Origin of the sequence: Streptomyces sp. 35G-GA-8 (assembly GCF_023534745.1) — a bacterium.
GTDB lineage: Bacteria > Actinomycetota > Actinomycetes > Streptomycetales > Streptomycetaceae > Streptomyces.
The window spans coordinates 503,531-518,274 of record NZ_JAMHJQ010000003.1; the positions used below are offsets into that span (position 1 = coordinate 503,531).

Sequence of the window (14,744 nt, forward strand, 5' to 3'; positions counted from 1 at the left end):
TTCGCTCAGCCAGCGCCCTCGCGCTCCCCGAGAGAGGACCGGATAGTGCGCACTGTGTCCCGCGCCCTGATCGCGCTCGTTCTGGCGGCCATGTCGCTCGTCGCCGTACCGCAGGCCCCGCCCGCCGAGGCGGCGCCCGCCTCGACCGCCGACCCGGCCGTGGCCCAGACCCGGGCCGGTGCCCAGGCCGGGACCCGCGCCCCGGCCGGTGCTGCCGCGCCCCTCACCAAGGTCCTGGTCTTCTCCAAGACCGCCGGATTCCGGCACTCGGCCATCCCGGCCGGAATCGCCGCCGTCCAGAAGCTCGGCGCGGCCAACGGGTTCACCGTCACCGCCACGGAGGACGCGGGCGCGTTCACCGCCGCCAACCTGGCGCAGTACCAGGCGGTGATCTGGCTCTCCACCACCGGCGATGTGCTGAACCCCGCGCAGCAGACCGCCTTCGAGTCGTATGTCGCGAACGGCGGCGGTTACGTCGGTGTGCACGCCGCGGCCGACACCGAGTACGACTGGCCCTGGTACGGCGGGCTCGTCGGCGCGTACTTCGCCTCGCACCCCGCCACCCAGCGGGCCACCGTCACGGTCGAGGACCGCGCGTCCGTCTCCACCTCGCATCTGCCGCAGCGCTGGACCCGCACCGACGAGTGGTACAACTACCGCGCCAATCCGCGCTCGGCGGTGAAGGTGCTCGCGAGCCTGGACGAGACGTCGTACTCCGGAGGCACCATGGGCGATCATCCGATCACCTGGTGCCAGGACTACCGGGGCGGACGGTCCTGGTACACCGGGCTCGGCCACACCGAGGAGTCGTACGCGGACCCCGCCTTCACCACCATGCTCCTCGGCGGCATCCAGACCGCGGCGCGCGCCAAGGCCGCCGACTGCCGTCCGGAGACCGGCTACACGCCGCTGTTCGACGGCAGCCAGGCCAGCCTCGACAAGTGGCGGCAGGCGGGCGCGGGCAGTTTCAGCCTCGCCGACGGCACGCTCTCCTCGATCGGTGGCATGGGCCTGCTCTGGTATCCGGTGACCCCGTTCGCCAACTACTCGCTCAAGGCCGACTGGATGATGCCGGGCGACGACAACGGCGGCGTCTTCATCGGCTTCCCCGACCCGCAGGGCGATCCCTGGAAGCCGGTCGACCTCGGCCACGAGATCCAGATCGACGCGTCCGACGGCGACCCGACCCGCACCACGGGGAGCGTCTACAGCTTCCAGGCTCCCGACACGGCCGCGCGGGCGGCGGCGCTCAACCCGCCCGGGACCTGGAACAGTTACGAGATCGCGGTGCACGGCCGGCACGTCGAGATCTGGCTCAACGGCGTCAAGATCAACGACTACACCAGCAACCGTGACATCGCCCTCGGGCACATAGGGCTCCAGAACGACGGCGCGGGCCTGGACATCAACTACCGCAACGTCCGTATCAAGCAGGACGGCGCGCCGGCCACCGATCTGGCGCGGGGCAGGCCCGTCACGGTCACCAGCGTCGAGCCGGGCAGCACGCATGTGGGTGCCAACGCGGTGGACGGCGACTCCGGCACCCGCTGGGCCAGCGCGTACTCCGACCCGCAGTCGATCACCGTCGACCTCGGCGGCGTCCATGCGCTCCAGCAGGTCCGGCTCAACTGGGAGACCGCGTACGCCACGGCGTACACGGTCCTGACGTCGACGGACAACGTCATCTGGCGCACCGTCAGTACGGTCACGGCGGGCAACGGGGGTCTCGACGAGATCGCCGTGAGCGGCACCGGACGGTACGTACGCGTTCAGGGCACCACACGCGCGACGCAGTACGGCTACTCCCTCTGGGATCTGTCCGTGTACGGCACCAGTCAGTAACGAGTCACCACTCGATCGATCCGCCCGGACGACCCGGGGCGTGACAGCACGTCTGTCGCGCCCCGGGCCGCCGGGCACCCCCCACCCCGCGATCGGCCACTGGAGGTTCCGTGTTGTCGCGCGCTGTCGCCCACCTGACCGCCTTGCTGACTCTGACCGCACTTCTGCTCGCGCCCAGTGCCGTGGCAGCCGACCCGGAGGCGGACGGGAGACCCGCGGCCACCACCGCCGTGACGACCAACTCCGTGACGCCCGCCGACCGCGATGCCGCCGCTCCGCCGCCCACCAGTGGCTTCGAGAAGGTCAAGCTCGACGGCGGTCTCGGCATGGGCGAGCCGATCGAACTCGCCGTACTGCCCGACGGCAAGGTCCTCTACATCAACCGCGGCACCAGCGCCGCCGGCGGCCAGGTCCGCCTCTACAACCCCGTCACCAAGTCCACGACGGTCGCGCTGACCATCCCCCTGGACGCCCGCTTCGAGGACGGGCTGATCGGCATCACCCTGCACCCGAGGTTCGCCACCACCGGCTGGGTGATGCTGTTCTACTCGCCCAAGAGCACCCCTCTGGTGAACCGGATATCCCGGTTCACCTTCAGCCAGAGCACCAACACCATCGCCCCGGCCAGCGAAGACATGATCATCGAGTGGCCGACCGAACGCGACATGTGCTGCCACTCGGCCGGCTCCATGTCCTGGGACACGGCGGGCAACCTCTACTTCGCGGTCGGTGACAACACCAACTCCGGCGGTGACGCGCAGGGCATGGCCCCGATCGACGAACGCCCTTCGCGGCACGCGCAGTTCGACGCCCAGCGCACCTCGGGCAACGCGAACGATCTGCGCGGCAAGATCAACCGTATCCACCCGGAGGACAACGGCACGTACACCGTCCCCGACGGCAACCTCTTCGCCAAGGGCACCGCGGGCACCCGCCCCGAGGTCTATGTGATGGGCGTGCGCAACCCGTATCGCGTCTGGGTCGACAAGAAGGCGAACAACACCCTGTACTGGGGCGAGGTCGGCCCCGACGCCGGAGCGACCATCCCCGCGCGCGGCCCGGCGGCGTACGACGAGTTCAACCGCGCGACCGGCCCAGGCAACTACGGCTGGCCGTACTGCGGCGGCCCCGATGTGGCGTACAACGACTGGGACTTCGCGGCCAACCAGCCGCGCGGCTGGTTCCCCTGCGGCGGCGGCACCGGCCCGGTCAACAACTCCCCGCGCAACACCGGAATCCAGCAACTGCCGCCCACCAAGCCGTCGTTGGTGTGGGAGCAGCACGGCGGCAGCAAGGAGTGGCCGCAGCTCGACAACCCCGGCGGCTGCGGTTCGCCCAACCACACCGAGGTCTACCACTACGACGCGAATCTCAACTCCGACGTCAAATGGCCTCAGTACTACGACAACAAGCTGCTGATCTCCGAGTACTGCCGTAACTGGATCAAGGAGGTGCAGTTCGGCAACGGCAACGCGTCCACCGGTACGCCGACGGCCATCGAGCCGGTTCTGGACGGTATGGGGTTCGTCCACCCGATCGACATGGAGTTCGGTCCCGACGGCTCGCTGTATCTCCTCGAATACGGCAGCGGCTATTTCTCGGGCGCCGAGGACGCCGGCCTCTACAAGATCAACTATGTGCAGGGCGGCCGGTCGCCCCTCGCCAAGGCCTCCGTGAACAAGGACAACGGACCCGCACCGCTGGCCGTGACGTTCTCCAGCGCGGGCAGCAGCGACCCGGACAACGACCCGCTCAGCTACGCGTGGGACTTCACCGACAACGGCAGCACCGACTCCACCGCCGCCAACCCGTCCTTCACCTATCCGTCGAACGGCAGCTTCCAGGCGAGACTCACGGTCAGCGACGGCACCGGCCGCACCGGCACCGCGACGATCCCGGTCGTGGTCGGCAACACCCGCCCCACGCTGACGATCTCGGGGCCACCGGCGGGCGGCGTGTTCGAATGGAACGAGAACGTCACCGTCACCGCGTCGGCGACCGACCCCGAGGACGGCACGACCGGCCCGATCGACTGCTCGAAGGTGATCGTACGGATCGCCCTGGGCCACCAGGAGCACGCACACGAGGTCGCCGAAGGCACCGGATGCGCCACGACGTTCAACACCGGACCGATCCACTCCGGCCTGGACGCCACGCAGTTCTATGTGGTGCGGGCCAGTTACACGGACAAGGGCGCCGCCGGCACCGTAGCGCTGACCGGGGAGAAGGAGCTCAGCCTCTGGCCCAAGAAGTGGCAGGCGGAGCACTTCGCGCAGCTCTCCGGCCCCCAGATCATCACGGCCGTCGGCGCCGAGGGCGGCAAACGCCTGGGCGACGTGCAGAACAACGAGTGGGTCAAGTACCACCCGGTGAGCCTCAAGGGCGTCACCGGCATCCGGGCCCGTGTCTCCTCCGACAAGGCGGGGAACGTGGCGACCTTCCGGTACGACTCCGTCACCGGCCCGGTGGTCGCGCGGGTGACCGTGCCCAACACCGGTGGCTGGGAGACATACACCGAGGTGAACGCGGACGTCACGAACGCCGTGGAGCAGCCGCGCGATCTCTTCGTGGTCTTCACCGGCGGCTCCGGAGCCATTCTCGACCTCGACAGCTACACCTTCACCGGGCCCGGCATCAGCCGTCCCGGCTCCATGACCGCCCGTGGGAGGGACGCACAGTGACCACCGCGAGATCCGACCGACCAGCGGGATCGTCCGCGAGTACGAGACATACGAGGACACGCACGAGGACACGCACGAGGACACACGTGAGCACACGCATGGGCGCACGCGGGAGAACACGCGGCGGGCGTCTGCTGGGCGCGCTCCTCGTCCTCGTCTGCGTGGTGAGCGGCCTGTCGGGCGTCTCACCGGCCGCGGCCTCACCCACCGACGCCGCCTTCAACTCCTCGACCGGCGCGCTGAACGTGGACTACGCGAACTACATGTCCAAGCACGACATCGTCTACAACCGGCCGACCACCGAACCCAAGCACGGTCTCACGGTCGGCAACGGCCGTACCGGCGCGATGGCCTGGCAGAACAACGGCTTCAACATGCAGGTGTCCGGTGTGGACACCTCACAGCAGACCGCCTTCGGCGCCGGGCTGCTCAACCTGTCCACCACCCCGGCGATGGACAGCGGCTACTCCACCTTCCAGCAGCGCCTCTCCCTCTACGACGGCACCCTCACCACCAAGTACGACAACAACCGCACCATCACGGTGATGGGCAAGCCCAACTCGGAGGTCATGGGCATCCATGTGGAGGACACCCGCTCCGGGGTCTCCGCGATCAACCTGGATCTGAGCCTGTGGGACGTCGCCGGGCTCGGCAACAGCGGTGACGTGCCGAACATCGAGACCTGGCGGACGGTGTCCACCTACGCGGACTCCACCGGCGCCGGACTCAGCCGCGGCCAGGCGGACCCGCAGAACTTCGGCTACACCCTCGGCGCGACCGTGGAGGGCGCCGCGTACACCGCGCGTGTCATCGACGGCCGTAAGGTGCGGCTCTCGATCACACCGGACTCCAGCTACACCATCTGGTTCACCGCGAGCAGCCGTCTCAATGCCCCGGGCCACGACTCGGTCGCGGAGGCCAAGCGGGCGCTCGCGGAGGTCAAGGCCGCCGGATACACCGGCACCAACAACAGCTACCTCAACTGGTGGCACGCGTTCTGGCAGAAGTCGTTCGTCCAGTACTCCAACGGGTCCCGTGAAGCGGACTACATGGAGAACGTCTACTACCTCTCCACCTATATGATCGCGGCGGCCGGATACGGAAACTATCCCGCCCACTTCATCAACGGCGTCTTCCGGGCCACCGGGGACGCCACGAAATGGAGCAACGCGTACTGGTACTGGAATCAACGGGACATCTACAACTCGTTCCTCGCCTCCAACCACACCGATCTCATGGCGGGGTTCAACAAGCTCTACAGCCGCAATTTCGACGCGCTGAAGGCGTACACCAGAACCCGGTACAACGTGGACGGCATCTGGGTGCCGGAGACGATGGGCTGGGACGGCAACGCGCGCGGTACGGTCAACAGCGACTACACCAACAACATCTGGTCGACCGGCACCGAGGCCGCGTACAACATGTACCTCCAGTACACGTACACGAACGACACCGAATACCTGCGGAACACGGCCTATCCGTTCATGCGCGAGGTCGCCAAGTTCTACCAGGCGAAGCTGTCGTTCAACAGCTCGACCGGCAAGTACTACGTGGCCACGTCCCACGCGCACGAGACGTACTGGAACGTGCCGAACGCGATCACCGACCTGGCGGCCGTACGCACCCTGTTCCCGCTCGCCATCAAGGCGAGCAACCAGCTGGGCCTGGACGCCTCACTGCGGCCGCAGTGGCAGAACATCCTGGACAACCTGATCGCCTATCCCTCCGACACGAACGCGAACACCTATCTGCCGCACACGCCCCCGATCGCGCAGACGCGTAACAACGAGAATGTCGCGGCCGAACTGATCTGGCCGTACGACCTCACCGGTATCGGCTATCCCGACCAGCAGAAGGCGATCAACACCTGGAACGTCAGGCCGTTCCCGTACGGAAACGTATGGGCCAACGACGCGATCCAGGCCGCCAGACTCGGGCTCGGAAATCAGACGCTCCAGGGTCTGAAGACCATGCTGCAGAAGTACCAGAACTACCCGAACGGCATGACCAGCAACACCAACGGTGTCTTCGAATATCTCGGCGTACATCTGGCCGCGACGAACGAGTCGCTCCTCCAGTCGTACAACGACAAGATCCGGGTCTTTCCCGCCGTGCCCACCGACTCCACCTTCGTCGGCAAATTCAGCCTGCTGGCCAAGGGCGGATTCATGGTCAGTTCGGAGAGGGAGGCAGGCGAGGTCAAGTACGTCGGACTGAAGAGCCAGTTCGGCAACGCGGCCCGCGTCGTCAACCCGTGGGGAACCCAGGAGGTCAGGGTCCGCAGGACCTCGGACAACGCCATCGTGACGACGTCCAGCAGCGCCGAGATCACATTCAACACCGGCGCGAACCAGGTGTACGTCGTCGAGCGGACCGCCAAGCCGCTCAGCTCCTACAGCCAGACGCAGCTCACCGGCACCGCGAACCAGGGCATGAAGTCCCTGGCCGGCACCAGCTCCACGCTGGGGTCGAACGCGACCGCCGACCCGATGGTGAACAACACCGCGCTGACGTACGACAACAACTGGCATCTCACGACCGGCCGCGGTTACGGCGACTTCAACGACGACACCCACCACAGCAATACGGTGGACGCGGTCGCCTCGTACACCTTCACCGGCACCGGGATCCAGTATCTGTCCGAACGCAACGGCGACATGGGGACGGTCGACGTCTATCTCGACAATGTCTTCCAGGCCACGGTGAACCTCAGAGCCGACGGCGCCAGACAGGTCCAGCAGGTCGTCTGGCAGAAACAGGGACTCGCCGGCGGCTCGCACACGATCAGGATCGTGAACCGGAGTACATCCGTGGGGATGGTGGACGCGTTGCGTATCACTCCCTGACCCGCAACCTGGCGGGCCGCCCATGACCGTGGCCCCGCGCGGAGGACGCCGCGCGGGGCCACCTCGGTGGTCCGGCGGGTGCTAGATCCACCGGACAGGCCCTAGTCGCGTGGCGGTGCCAAGGTCGCGAGGGTGGGGCCGTCGGGGCGGACGGTGATGCCGTACAGCGTCTTCGTGGGGATGGAGTGGAAGGCCGGGGTGTGGACCGGCAGCAGGTGTTCGAGGAGGACGGTCGATTCGCGGAGCGCGAATTGCAGACCGAGGCAGGCTCGGGGACCGATGCCGAAGGGGAGGTAGGCGCCGGGGTGGGCGGGGCGGCCGTCCGGAGTGAGGAAGCGGTTGGGGTCGAAGTGGCCCGGGTCCGGCCATAGTTCGGGGTCGCGGTGGGTGAGGTACGGGCAGACCAGAATGTCGGTGCCCGCCTCGATGGTGTGGCCGGCGATGGTGTCGCCCTCGATGGCGTGGCGGGGGAGGATCCAGACGGACGGGTAGAGGCGGAGTGCTTCGTGGACCAGAGCCTGGAGGGCCTGGCGGCGTTCCGCTGAGCCTTCGCCGCCCGCTGCGAGTGCGTGTTCGCGGGCGGTGGGGTGCTGGTCGAGGAGCAGGTAGAGCCAGGTCAGGGTGGTGGCGGTGGTCTCGTGCCCGGCCGCGAGCAGTGTGACCAGCTCGTCGCGGATCAGCCGGTCGGTGTACTCGGGGCGCTCGGCGGCGGCGTCGATCAGGACGTGCAGCAGGCCGGGGCCGTGGGGACCGGCCCGCCCACTGCGCGCCGCCTCGATGGCGCCCCGGGCGACCGCGTCGATCCGGGCGAGATCGGCGGCGACGGCGTCCCGGGCGTCGGTGGCAGCGGCGGGCAGAGTCGGAAGGGTGGCGGCCACGGCGGCCACGGCGTCCAGTTCGTGCTCGGTTCCGTCATCGAGGGCGTGCCCGGTGAGAGAGCGCCAGATGGCGTCCAGGGCGAAGCGGCGCATCTCCCGCGCGACATCGAGGCTCTGCCCGGTGCGGGCGTACCGTGCCCAGCGCGCGGCGGTGGTCCGGGCGGCCTCGATGATCCGCTGTTCGTAGCGGCGCATGCCGGTGCCGGTGAACTGGGACTGCAACAAGCGGCGTTGGCCCTTCCACGCAGCCCCGGTGGCGGCGAGGACTCCGTCGCCGATCAGCAGACGGGCGCGATGGGAGCGCTTGACGTACCGCTCCGGATGCCGGGCGAGTACGTGCTGGACGGCCCCCGGGTCGGTGACGAGAACGGTGGGGGCCGACCCGAGGCGGAACGCGGCGACGCCCCCGAACCGCTCGCGCACCTGGGAAAGGAGCTCGACCAGTTGACCTCCCCCCGACCGCCATCGCTCGACGAGTTCAGGCTCGGCCTCGGGGACCGGCCGTCCCGTCGCGGGAGCGTGTGAGAGGGAGCCGGGACCGGCTTCGGTGTCCATGGTCTTCTCCTGGTCAGCCGCTGTGCTTGCCCGTGTTCGGAGCAGTGGCACCACGGACTGTACGAGAGCGGGCGCACTCGGTGACAGCCCGCCTCGCCCTGGCGACCGTGGCCGCCATGGTCCGGCCGTACCGTCCCGTCGCCTCGCGCGGGCGAACGGGACGGCACACGCATCGGCGGTCAGTAGACCCTGGCGCCGTAGGCGTTGAGGGCCTTGACAAGGGGCTGGAAGAAGGTGGTGCCCCCGCTCGTGCAGTTGCCGCTGCCGATGGAGGTCAGACCGAGTCCCGTGCTTCCCGCGTACAGCGGGCCGCCGCTGTCACCGGGCTCCGAGCAGATATTGGTGCGGATCATTCCGGTGAGGGTGCCATTGGCGGAACTCACGGTGTAGTTGAGCCCGTTGACCTGTCCGCAGCGCACCCCGGTCGTGCTGCCGCTGGCGCAGGCCCTCAGCCCCAATGTCGGGTTGGCGGCAGCGGTGATGTCCTGGACGGTGCCGTTGTGGAGGTAGACGACACCCTGGGTGTCCGTGGGAGTCGTGGAGTATCTGGCGATCCCGAAATCATTGCCGGGGAAGGAATTGCCGACGATCTGGCCGAGCGGGTCCGGCGGGTTCGGGTCGTCCGGCGGCCATGTCTTCTCGTACAGGATCCGACCGATGTCGTAGCAGTGTCCGGCTGTCAGCCAGTAGTACGCGGTGCCGATACGCACATTGAATCCAAGGGTGCACGGCACCCATCTCAGATCAAAGGTCGCCTGCCCGGGAAGTGGGCCGCGAGGCTCCAGGTGTCCTTGGGTACGTTCGATCAGCAGCGCGCCGGCGAGGTCCCCGGCCGCGTGCTTGAGCTTCGCGATCTCGGCCCGGCTCACGCTCTCGTCCACCATCACCCGGACCCGGCCGGACTGCTGGTCGACGGCCCAAGCGGTGCCGGTGATATGCGAGTTGAGCAGAGTGTCGCCCGCTGCGGCGAGTTCGGCGGTGCTGAAGGCCCGAGCGGCCTGGGGCCGCGCCTGATCCTGGGCCGTGGCGTTCGGTGTGAGGACGATGGTCAGGGCGAACAGACCGGCCAACGCCGCCAGCAGCCGCCATCGCCCGGATCGGGTCGCGGATCTGACTGCGGGTCCGGGTCTGGTTCTGGGTCTGCGTCTGAACGGACGCATGCGCTCATTTTCCATGTGTACCTCCGGCCATGAAGGGCGGGACAGGACTGGGGTGCTGAGCGGTACGGCGGTGAAGCCGGGCATCAGACTCCCACACGCCCACACCGTGAGCAGCGGTTGTTTCCGGACTGCGGCGACCGCCGCTCCGGCATCAGAGATGCTCCGGAGCCCCAGCGGCAGAGCCGGTCCACGTGTCGCCTCACGCACCGGGAACACCGACGGCACGTTCGTCCCCGCCGGTCGTAGATGCTGGTCCACGCGCGCGATCCGCCTCGGCCGGGGTGGGGAAGCTCGCCCTCCGGAGCGTCCGGCCGGATGTCTCGATTGCGTACGGCGTGGCGGCTGTTCCCTGCCGGGAGGCGTACTAGCTCCAGCGCAGCGCCGCCCTGCGCTGCCAGTACTCGGGGGCCGGTTCCGCCACGACCGCGAGCCGGGCGAGCTGGTCGGCGTCGAGGCGTACCTCGTCGGCCGTGACATTGCCGGCGAGCTGGGCGGAGGTGGCGGCGCCGGAGAGCACGATGTCGGCCCATGGCTGGTGAAGGACGGCGGCGAGGGCGACAGCGTCGGGGGAGGCGCCGGTCTCCGCGGCGAGATCCGCGAGGACGGGCGGCAGACCCTCGTTGGCGAGACGGCCGTTGGCCAGGGCTTCCTTGACGATGACGGAGCAGCCCGCGTCGTGTGCTTCCGCGAGGGCGGCTCCGGCGGAGGGTTCCAGCAGGTTGTGGGTGGCCTGGACACTGCTGAACAGCCGGTTGCCGTCGACGGTGACCGCGAGCGCGGCGCGGATGGCGGCCGGCTGCTCGGGGCCGCTGGTGGACAGGCCGATGGTGACGCCCTCGGCGGCGAGTCCGGCGAGCCGTTCGTGGAGAGCGCGATCGGTGAGCGCGGAGCTGTCGGGGGTGACGGAGTGGATCTGATAGAGGTCGAGGCGTTCGCCGAGGAGCGCGCGGGTCTCGGCGATCTGGCGGTCGAAGGTGGCCACGCTGTGGTCCTTGACCTCATGTACCTCCGCGTCGGTCCGCCAGCCGGCCGTGTAGGTGTAACCCCACTTGCTGCCGATCACGGCATCGCGGATCTCCGGCCGACCCCCTAGCCATGCGGCGAGGAATTCTTCCGCTCTGCCATAGGAACGGGCGGCGTCGAAGTACCGCACGCCCAAGGCGTAGGCCGTGTCGAGCACTTCGTGGGCCCGCGCGCGCATCGCGTCGACGGTCCGGTCGACGGGCAGGTCCCTGTCCCGGCCGAGGTTGATGTAGCCGGGACGGCCGACCGCCGCGATGCCGAGTCCGATCCGGGTGTGCGCGGCTGCGGCGGGACGTTCGAATGCCACGATCGGTTGCCCTCTGTCGTGCGGAGTACGGGGTACGGGGTGTGGTGGAGCACGGGGCCCTTGCGGTCGCTCCGGTGCGGTGGGCACGTGACACACCACCGCTCGGGAACATGGGGAACACTGGTCCGCGCACGCGAGATTCCATGCTACCGAGAACGCGCCCGGCCCGCGGTCCGGAAACCGGCCGAGGAGTTCGAGCGCCGTCCGGGGCGTCGTGTCAGCCCCGACGGGGCAGCTCGTCAGGTCGCGGGGCGATGACGGTGATGCCGGTCCCCGACCCCTCACTCAGCGCCGCCAGCGCGGCAGGCGCCTCGTCCAGCCCGATGACCGAGTTGACCAGCAGATCGGGGCGCAGCCTGCCGGTGCTCACCTGCCCCATCATCTCCGGGTACGCGTGGGCCGCCATCCCATGGCTGCCGAGGATTTCGAGTTCCAGCGCGACGACACGGTTCACGGGTACGGCCGCGCCGTCCGACGGCAGCAGCCCGACCTGCACATGCCTGCCCCGTGGCCGCAGACTCTCCACGGACGCCGAACAGGTCGCCACGGAGCCGAGCGCGTCGAGCGAGACATGCGCGCCGCCGCCCGTCGCCTCCCGTACAGCGGCCGCGACGCCGCCGGTCACCGCGGTGGCGTCCACGCACGCCTCGGCGCCGAACGTCCTGGCCAGCTCCAGCGCCCCGGGTGCGACATCGACCGCGACGACCCTGGCACCGCAGGCCACCGCGATCATCACCGCGGACAGACCGACTCCGCCGCACCCGTGTACGGCCAGCCACTCGCCGGCCCGGACGCGGCCCCTGGCCACCACGGCCCGGTAGGCCGTGGCGAACCGGCAGCCGAGCGCCGCCGCGGTGAGGGAGGACATGTCCTCGGGCACGGCGACGAGATTGACGTCGGCCCGGTGCACCGGAACGTACTCGGCGAACGATCCCCAGTGGGTGAAGCCCGGCTGCTCCTGGCGCCGGCAGATCTGCTGATCGCCCGCCGCGCACGCGGGACAGCTCCCGCAGGCGCAGACGAAGGGTACGGTGACCCGGTCACCCACGCGCCAGTTGGTGACCGCCGCGCCCACCGCCTCGATCCGGCCCGCGAGTTCATGGCCGGGCACATGCGGCAGGGTGATCCCGGCGTCGTGGCCCATCCAGCCGTGCCAGTCGCTGCGGCACAGTCCCGTCGCCCCCACCCGCACCACCACTCCGTCGGACGGCGGCACCGGATCGGTCACCTCCCGCACCTCCGGCAGCCGCCCGAACTCCTCGAACACCACAGCGCGCACGGGCACCACTCTCCCTTGTCGTCCACCGGCCCACCACTACCACCACGGCTACCGCCACCGCTACGGCTACCGCTTCCGGGCCGGGAGGTCGTCGCGCTCGTCGGCGCGCCCGGCCGCCCACCGCAGGAGGAAGCCCAGAGCCTCGTGGGAGGGCGAGTCGGGCGGCGCGGTGTAGGCGACGAGGAACTGGTCGGGGTGGGTGTCGACGGTGAACTGCTGGACGTCCAGGGTGATGCTGCCGACGACCGGATGGACATAGGTCTTGGTGAGCTGTCGCGGCCCCCGTACCTGGTGGCCGGCCCACCAGGTACGGAAGTCCGGGTCCCGGACGCTCAGTTCGCCGACGAGGGCGGCCAGCGCGGGGTCGTGCGGGGTACGGCCGGCCTCCATCCTCAGGACGGCGACGCACTCGCGGGCGGCGCGGGGCCAGTCCGCGTACAGGGCCCGGAAGGGGGCGTCGAGGAAGGTCAGCCGGATCAGGTTGCGCTCGGCGGGCGGCAGTGCGCCGAAGTCGGTCAGGAGCGCCGTGGCCCCCTGGTTCCAGGCCAGTATGTCCATGCCGCGGTGGAGCACCATGGCGGGGACGTCGTGCATGGTCCCCAGCAACTGCCTGAGTCGGGGCGCGACCTCGGAGCGCCCCGACTGCCGCTCCGGAGCGGCGGGGGCGACATCGGCCAGGGTGAAGAGATAGTCGCGCTCGTCCGAAGCGAGGTCGAGCGCGTCGGCCAGGGCGCCCAGGACCGGACGCGAGACCCGGCGGGTACGCCCCTGCTCAAGGCGGACGATGTAGTCGACGCTGACATGTGCGAGCTGGGCCAGCTCCTCCCTGCGGAGACCCGGAACGCGCCGCAGTCGGCCGTCGTCCGGGAAACCCGCCCGCCGCGGATCGGATTCCGCGCGGCGGGCGCGCAGGAAGTCGCCCAGCTTGTTCTCGGCGGAGGAAGCTCCCTGGTCTGCCATGTCTCCAGTGTCGTCATGTTCGGGGCGGTGTGCCTGGTACTGGACGGCATAGGCAGCATCCGGGGGGAAGACCCGATCACCGCCGCCCTGCTCGCCTCGCGGGAGGAGGTGCTCTGCGCGCCGGATGTTACTCTCCGGAATCGTCCTGGTACTGCTCGGCGGTATCGCGATGGCCGTGCGCCGGCTGTCCAAGGATCCCGTACTCGACCGCGGGCACGGCTGTTTTCGGCGGATCGCCGACCGGATCGACCTGCCGGGCATCCTCGGCGTCGCCGTGTCGGTGAGCGCGCCGGTCCGCCCGACCCGGGCCGCGCCGTGGTTCCGTCCCCCCTCCCGTACCGCGCGCGGAAAGCGCTCGGCGTGCACTTTCCGCGCTGTCTTGCGTAGATGGACGCAGGCGTGAGCCCTGCGCCCCACCTTCCGTCAATCGGCTACGGGGAGAAGGAAAAAGTGAGCGAGCGCGTAGTGCTGGTCACGGGAGCGCTGGCGGGCATCGGACGGGCGACGGCGCTCGCCTTCGCCCGCGACGGTGCGTCCGTCCTCGTCTCCGGGCGGCGCGACGAAGAAGGTACGGCGCTGGCCGCCGAACTCCGGGAGTGGGGTGGCAGAGCCGAGTACATCCGGGCCGACGTCAGGGTCGAGGACGATGTCCGCTCCCTGGTCGAGGGGGCCGTCAAGACCTTCGGCAGGCTCGACGCGGCCGTCAACAACGCGGGCTACACCGGCAGCACGGGCCCTCTGGCCACCCAGACGGCCGAGGCGTACGACACCGTTTTCCACACCAACGTCCGGGGCTTGCTGTTCTGCCTGAAGCACGAGCTGCGCGTGATGATCGAGCAGGGCCACGGCAGCATCGTCAACCTCTCCTCCACCTTCGGCGAGCGGGGCGGCAAAGGCGCCGGTCTGTACGTGGCCAGCAAGCACGCGGTGAACGGGCTCACCCGGTCCGCGGCCCTTGAGGTCGCCGCCGAAGGCATCCGCGTCAACGCGGTCGCCCCCGGTCCCGTGGCCACCGGCGGCCTGGACACGTTCACCGGCGGGGAGGAGGCCAGCGCGGCCCTGGCCGCGAGTGTTCCGATGGGGCGCCTCGCCCATGTCGACGAGATCGCCGACGTCATCCTGTTCCTCACCTCCCACGCGGCCAGGTTCATCACGGGCCAGATCGTCGCCGTCAACGGTGGCAAGACGGCCCTGTGACGCACGCATGGACCTC

General features: G+C 69.4%; 10 protein-coding genes. 5 read left to right on the top strand and 5 right to left on the bottom strand.

Annotated features, from left to right (window positions below; genetic code table 11):
* The first annotated feature begins 45 nt into the window (after positions 1-45).
* The 3 genes from M1203_RS08485 to M1203_RS08495 all read left to right on the top strand — a co-directional run bounded on the left by M1203_RS08485 (position 46) and on the right by M1203_RS08495 (position 7,369).
* Entirely contained in the window at positions 46-1,842 is a 1,797-nt protein-coding gene (locus M1203_RS08485; RefSeq protein ID WP_374402418.1) for a ThuA domain-containing protein, read from the top strand.
* A 110-nt stretch (positions 1,843-1,952) separates the two neighbouring features.
* Complete coding sequence (locus M1203_RS08490) at positions 1,953-4,523, top strand: PQQ-dependent sugar dehydrogenase (protein ID WP_249948917.1); 2,571 nt, start codon at positions 1,953-1,955, stop codon at positions 4,521-4,523.
* Between the two features lie 86 nt (positions 4,524-4,609).
* Positions 4,610-7,369: a glycoside hydrolase family 95-like protein gene (locus M1203_RS08495; RefSeq protein ID WP_249948918.1), complete on the top strand. Its 2,760-nt coding sequence runs from the start codon at positions 4,610-4,612 to the stop codon at positions 7,367-7,369.
* A 101-nt stretch (positions 7,370-7,470) separates the two neighbouring features.
* Here M1203_RS08495 and M1203_RS08500 read toward each other — a convergent pair whose 3' ends face one another.
* From M1203_RS08500 to M1203_RS08520, 5 genes are all read right to left on the bottom strand, one after another.
* Complete coding sequence (locus M1203_RS08500; protein WP_249948919.1) at positions 7,471-8,802, bottom strand: cytochrome P450; 1,332 nt, start codon at positions 8,800-8,802, stop codon at positions 7,471-7,473.
* Between the two features lie 179 nt (positions 8,803-8,981).
* Positions 8,982-9,962: a S1 family peptidase gene (locus M1203_RS08505; RefSeq protein WP_374402424.1), complete on the bottom strand. Its 981-nt coding sequence runs from the start codon at positions 9,960-9,962 to the stop codon at positions 8,982-8,984.
* A 364-nt stretch (positions 9,963-10,326) separates the two neighbouring features.
* On the bottom strand, positions 10,327-11,292 hold the full coding sequence (locus tag M1203_RS08510) for an aldo/keto reductase (protein WP_249948921.1): 966 nt from the start codon (positions 11,290-11,292) through the stop codon (positions 10,327-10,329).
* 217 nt (positions 11,293-11,509) lie between these two features.
* Positions 11,510-12,571 (bottom strand): zinc-dependent alcohol dehydrogenase family protein, encoded by a 1,062-nt coding sequence (locus M1203_RS08515; RefSeq protein WP_249948922.1) that lies wholly within the window; start codon positions 12,569-12,571, stop codon positions 11,510-11,512.
* 66 nt (positions 12,572-12,637) lie between these two features.
* Positions 12,638-13,531: a helix-turn-helix transcriptional regulator gene (locus M1203_RS08520; RefSeq protein WP_249948923.1), complete on the bottom strand. Its 894-nt coding sequence runs from the start codon at positions 13,529-13,531 to the stop codon at positions 12,638-12,640.
* Positions 13,532-13,655: 124 nt separating this feature from the next.
* Between M1203_RS08520 and M1203_RS08525 the strand changes: the two genes are divergently transcribed.
* Positions 13,656-13,934 carry a hypothetical protein gene (locus tag M1203_RS08525; protein WP_249948924.1) on the top strand — a complete coding sequence of 93 codons (279 nt, stop codon included), beginning with the start codon at positions 13,656-13,658 and terminating at the stop codon, positions 13,932-13,934.
* A gap of 47 nt (positions 13,935-13,981) precedes the next feature.
* The gene (locus M1203_RS08530; protein WP_249948925.1) at positions 13,982-14,728 is read left to right on the top strand and encodes a glucose 1-dehydrogenase; all 747 of its coding nucleotides are present in this window, start codon (positions 13,982-13,984) and stop codon (positions 14,726-14,728) included.
* The last annotated feature ends 16 nt before the right edge of the window (positions 14,729-14,744 follow it).